This window comes from Mucilaginibacter rivuli, assembly GCF_019391655.1.
Classification (GTDB): Bacteria; Bacteroidota; Bacteroidia; order Sphingobacteriales; family Sphingobacteriaceae; genus Mucilaginibacter; species Mucilaginibacter rivuli.
In genome coordinates this window covers 1-5,481 of the sequence record NZ_JAHXPQ010000013.1, presented here as the reverse complement: position 1 = coordinate 5,481, position 5,481 = coordinate 1, and the positions used below count along the sequence as shown (strand labels likewise).

The window sequence follows — 5,481 nt, the reverse complement described above, 5'->3', positions numbered from 1 at the left end:
ATAATAAAGTAGAGTCAGATAATCAAAACTTAAAATTTACAATGGAGAGTTTGATCCTGGCTCAGGATGAACGCTAGCGGCAGGCCTAATACATGCAAGTCGGACGGGATTGGAGAGCTTGCTTTCCATGAGAGTGGCGCACGGGTGCGTAACACGTATGTAACCTACCTTATCCAGGGGGATAGCCTCTCGAAAGAGAGATTAACACCGCATAACATTATTGAACAGCATTGTTTAATAATCAAATATTTATAGGGATAAGATGGGCATGCGGGACATTAGCTAGTTGGCGGGGTAACGGCCCACCAAGGCGACGATGTCTAGGGGATCTGAGAGGATGACCCCCCACACTGGTACTGAGACACGGACCAGACTCCTACGGGAGGCAGCAGTAAGGAATATTGGTCAATGGGCGAAAGCCTGAACCAGCCATGCCGCGTGCAGGAAGACGGCCCTACGGGTTGTAAACTGCTTTTGCAGGGGAATAAACCTCATTACGTGTAATGAGCTGAATGTACTCTGAGAATAAGGATCGGCTAACTCCGTGCCAGCAGCCGCGGTAATACGGAGGATCCAAGCGTTATCCGGATTTATTGGGTTTAAAGGGTGCGTAGGCGGCCTATTAAGTCAGGGGTGAAAGACGGTAGCTTAACTATCGCAGTGCCTTTGATACTGATGGGCTTGAATGGACTAGAGGTAGGCGGAATGTGACAAGTAGCGGTGAAATGCATAGATATGTCACAGAACACCAATTGCGAAGGCAGCTTACTATGGTTTTATTGACGCTGAGGCACGAAAGCGTGGGGATCAAACAGGATTAGATACCCTGGTAGTCCACGCCCTAAACGATGAACACTCGATGTTAGCGATATACAGTTAGCGTCTAAGCGAAAGCGTTAAGTGTTCCACCTGGGGAGTACGCCCGCAAGGGTGAAACTCAAAGGAATTGACGGGGGCCCGCACAAGCGGAGGAGCATGTGGTTTAATTCGATGATACGCGAGGAACCTTACCCGGGCTTGAAAGTTAGTGAATGATACAGAGACGTATCAGTCCTTCGGGACACGAAACTAGGTGCTGCATGGCTGTCGTCAGCTCGTGCCGTGAGGTGTTGGGTTAAGTCCCGCAACGAGCGCAACCCCTATGTTTAGTTGCCAGCACGTTAAGGTGGGGACTCTAAACAGACTGCCTACGCAAGTAGAGAGGAAGGAGGGGACGACGTCAAGTCATCATGGCCCTTACGTCCGGGGCTACACACGTGCTACAATGGTCAGTACAGAGGGCAGCTACCTGGCAACAGGATGCAAATCTCTTAAAGCTGATCACAGTTCGGATCGGGGTCTGCAACTCGACCCCGTGAAGTTGGATTCGCTAGTAATCGCATATCAGCAATGATGCGGTGAATACGTTCCCGGGCCTTGTACACACCGCCCGTCAAGCCATGGAAGCTGGAAGTACCTGAAGTGCGTAACCGCAAGGAGCGTCCTAGGGTAAAGTCGGTAACTGGGGCTAAGTCGTAACAAGGTAGCCGTACCGGAAGGTGCGGCTGGAATACCTCCTTTCTGGAGCAGGTACTTTATCTCTCATCTTTTTTTTTCTCATCCGCGGATAGATCTTATCCGCTATGTTCATGTTACTCTTTTTTAAAAAAAAACACCCAAAAGACAAGCCAATTGGTGGCTGTAACTATAATAGGTATACAGGACTGGTTTGGCAGTTTAGGAAGTTAAAAGTCAAAAGTTAAAAGTCAAAAGTTAGTTAGCAAAAGCGGCTAACCGGAAACAAATGACGAAATGACGAATGACCTAATGACTGACAAACAAAAATAGTCCGGTAGCTCAGTTTGGTTAGAGCACTACACTGATAATGTAGGGGTCAGCAGTTCAAATCTGCTCCGGACTACAAAAGTACAAACTTGACTTTAGGGGGATTAGCTCAGCTGGCTAGAGCACCTGCCTTGCACGCAGGGGGTCAACGGTTCGAATCCGTTATTCTCCACGATACCCACTCAGACCCTACCAAGGGTGAGATATTGACAAAGGCGATCACGCAATGTGAGGACCGGGGTAAAAGTTCTTTGACATATTGGAAGAAGTAAATAAAGAGAAAACAACAGTAGAGACGGTTGTTGGCTTTAGAAGTTACGAAATACGATGAAAACGAGGTAGCAATACCGACTGATCGGACTGTGGAATGACGAATAAACGGCAATCATATCAAAAAGCATACATACCGAGCAAAAGGCGGTATAGTAGAAGAAAGTAAGAAAGGGTACACGGGGGATGCCTTGGCTCTCAGAGGCGATGAAGGACGTGATAAGCTGCGATAAGCCGCGGGGATCAGCAAATATGAATTGATCCGCGGATTTCCGAATGGGGAAACCTATCCATTTGAAGAATGGATGCATATAATGCGCGAACCTGCTGAACTGAAACATCTAAGTAAGCAGAGGAAGAGAAAACAATAGTGATTTCCTGAGTAGTGGCGAGCGAAAGGGAAGAAGCCCAAACCTATTATGTTACGGCATAATGGGGGTTGTAGGACTACAATGTGGTATATTAACACGAAACTGAACAGGGTGGGAAACCTGGCCATAGAGCATGAGAGCTGCGTAAGTGTAAGTAATAATAACCTAGTATGTTCCTGAGTACCGCGAGGTCGGAGACGCCTTGTGGGAATCTGCCGGCACCATCCGGTAAGGCTAAATACTCCTGAGAGACCGATAGTGAACCAGTACCGTGAGGGAAAGGTGAAAAGAACCCCGAACAGGGGAGTGAAATAGAACCTGAAACCGTGTACTTACAAGCGGTCGGAGCAGACTTGTTCTGTGACGGCGTGCCTTTTGCATAATGAGCCTACGAGTTACTCCTCTCTGGCAAGGTTAAGTGATTAAGTCACGCAGCCGAAGCGAAAGCGAGTCTGAATAGGGCGTGCAGTCAGAGGGGGTAGACGCGAAACCTTGTGATCTACCCATGGACAGGTTGAAGGTGCCGTAACAGGTACTGGAGGACCGAACCGATAAACGTTGAAAAGTTTCCGGATGATCTGTGGGTAGGGGTGAAAGGCTAATCAAACTGGGAAATAGCTCGTACTCCCCGAAATGTTTTTAGGAACAGCCTGGCGGTTGAGTTATATAGAGGTAGAGCTACTAATTGGGTGCGGGGGAGTCAAATCCTACCAAATCCAGATAAACTCCGAATGCTATATAATATACGCTGGAGTGAGGCTCTGGGTGCTAAGGTCCAGGGCCGAGAGGGAAAGAACCCAGACCATCAGCTAAGGTCCCTAAATTACCACTAAGTTGAACTAACGAGGTCCGATTGCACAGACAGCTAGGATGTTGGCTTGGAAGCAGCCATTCATTTAAAGAGTGCGTAACAGCTCACTAGTCGAGCGATCGGGCATGGATAATAAACGGGCATCAAGTGGTATACCGAAGCTATGGATTTGCAGCAATGCATCTGGTAGGGGAGCATTCTACTGTCGGCGAAGCAGATACGTAAGTTACTGTGGAGATTGTAGAAAAGCAAATGTAGGCATAAGTAACGATAAGGCGGGAGAGAAACCCGCCCACCGAAAGACTAAGGTTTCCTGATCAACGCTAATCGGATCAGGGTTAGTCGGGGCCTAAGGTGAAGCCGAATGGCGTAGCCGATGGATAACTGGTTAATATTCCAGTACGTTTTATAACTGCGATGCAGTGACGGAGTAGTGAAACTGACGCGAACTGACGGAATAGTTCGTTAAAGATTGTAGGTATAGGGTTTGTAGTTAAGTACGCAGACTTTGCTGAAAATCGATAGTACTCGGAACCTTCGGGGGATGGGATAGTTCAGGTAATCAGACTTCCAAGAAAACCTGCTAAGCTTCAGGTTATAAAACCCCGTACCGTAAACCGACACAGGTAGTCGAGGAGAGAATCCTAAGGTGCTCGAGTGAATCATGGCTAAGGAACTCGGCAAAATGGCCCTGTAACTTCGGGAGAAGGGGCGCTGATAGCAATATCAGCCGCAGTGAAAAGGCCCAGGCGACTGTTTAACAAAAACACATGGCTTTGCAAAATCGAGAGATGACGTATAAGGCCTGACACCTGCCCGGTGCCGGAAGGTTAAGAGGGGATGTTAGTCGCAAGGCGAAGCATTGAATCGAAGCCCCGGTAAACGGCGGCCGTAACTATAACGGTCCTAAGGTAGCGAAATTCCTTGTCGGGTAAGTTCCGACCTGCACGAATGGTGTAACGATCTGGGCGCTGTCTCAGCCATGAGCTCGGTGAAATTGTGGTATCGGTGAAGACGCCGGTTACCCGCAACGGGACGGAAAGACCCCATGCACCTTCACTACAACTTAACATTGATATCGGATACAGGATGTGTAGGATAGGTGGGAGACTGTGATCCGGCTTCGCTAGGAGTCGGTTAGTCAACGTTGAAATACCACCCTTTCTGTATTTGGTGTCTAACTCCATTATGTGGAGGACATTGTTTGGCGGGTAGTTTGACTGGGGTGGTCGCCTCCAAAAAGGTAACGGAGGCTTTCAAAGGTAAGCTCAGTACGCTTGGTAACCGTACGTGGAGTGCAATAGCATAAGCTTGCTTGACAGTGAGGCAGACAAGCCGAGCTGGGTCGAAAGACGGATATAGTGATCCGGTGGTTCTGCATGGAAGGGCCATCGCTCAAAGGATAAAAGGTACGCTGGGGATAACAGGCTGATCTCCCCCAAGAGCTCATATCGACGGGGAGGTTTGGCACCTCGATGTCGGCTCGTCACATCCTGGGGCTGGAGAAGGTCCCAAGGGTTGAGCTGTTCGCTCATTAAAGTGGCACGCGAGCTGGGTTCAGAACGTCGCGAGACAGTTCGGTCCCTATCTGTTGTGGGCGTTGGAAGTTTGAGTGGGGCTGACCTTAGTACGAGAGGACCGGGTTGGACAAACCTCTAGTGAATCTGTTATGGCGCCAGCTGTACTGCAGAGTAGCTACGTTTGGAATAGATAAGCGCTGAAAGCATCTAAGTGCGAAACTAGCCACAAGATGAGACTTCCATTGAGGATCGTAGCAGACTACTACGTTGATAGGTTACAGGTGTAAAGGTGGTGACATCATAGCCGAGTAATACTAATAATCCGAAGCTTTCTCATAGCAGGTAACTAAGGCTGAGTGCTTGCACTCAGCCGAACAACAAAGCTGTTGTTTTCTCTAAAACTTACTTCTTTCAATAATATGTCATTGTTCATTGGTGAGTAGTTGGACTGAGTTGACTAAGTGAATGGTTATAAAACCAAGAAACTAATCAACAAATAACCCAATCAACCAATCAACATTAATGAAATTCAGGTGCCTATATCGGCGGTGTCTACCTCTTCCCATTCCGAACAGAGAAGTCAAGCCCGCCAGAGCCGATGGTACTGCGGTAAAACGTGGGAGAGTAGGTCGGTGCCCAATCTTAAATCAGCCCCCCTTTAGTAATATCGGGGGGCTTTTTTGTG

General features: G+C 48.3%; 2 tRNA genes and 3 rRNA genes. All 5 read left to right on the top strand.

Features of this window, described 5'->3' with window-relative positions:
• Window positions 1–38 precede the first annotated feature (38 nt).
• The 5 genes from KXQ82_RS19755 (at window position 39) to rrf (ending at window position 5,437) form a co-directional block, all read left to right on the top strand.
• Window positions 39–1,560: ribosomal RNA gene (locus tag KXQ82_RS19755) — 16S ribosomal RNA — on the top strand.
• 265 nt (window positions 1,561–1,825) lie between these two features.
• A tRNA-Ile gene (locus tag KXQ82_RS19750) sits at window positions 1,826–1,900 on the top strand.
• 22 nt (window positions 1,901–1,922) lie between these two features.
• Window positions 1,923–1,996: transfer RNA gene (locus tag KXQ82_RS19745), tRNA-Ala, on the top strand.
• A 257-nt stretch (window positions 1,997–2,253) separates the two neighbouring features.
• Window positions 2,254–5,133, top strand: a 23S ribosomal RNA gene (locus tag KXQ82_RS19740).
• Between the two features lie 192 nt (window positions 5,134–5,325).
• Window positions 5,326–5,437: ribosomal RNA gene (gene rrf / locus KXQ82_RS19735) — 5S ribosomal RNA — on the top strand.
• The 16S, 23S and 5S rRNA genes sit together here with 2 tRNA genes alongside, the layout of an rRNA operon.
• Window positions 5,438–5,481 lie beyond the last annotated feature (44 nt).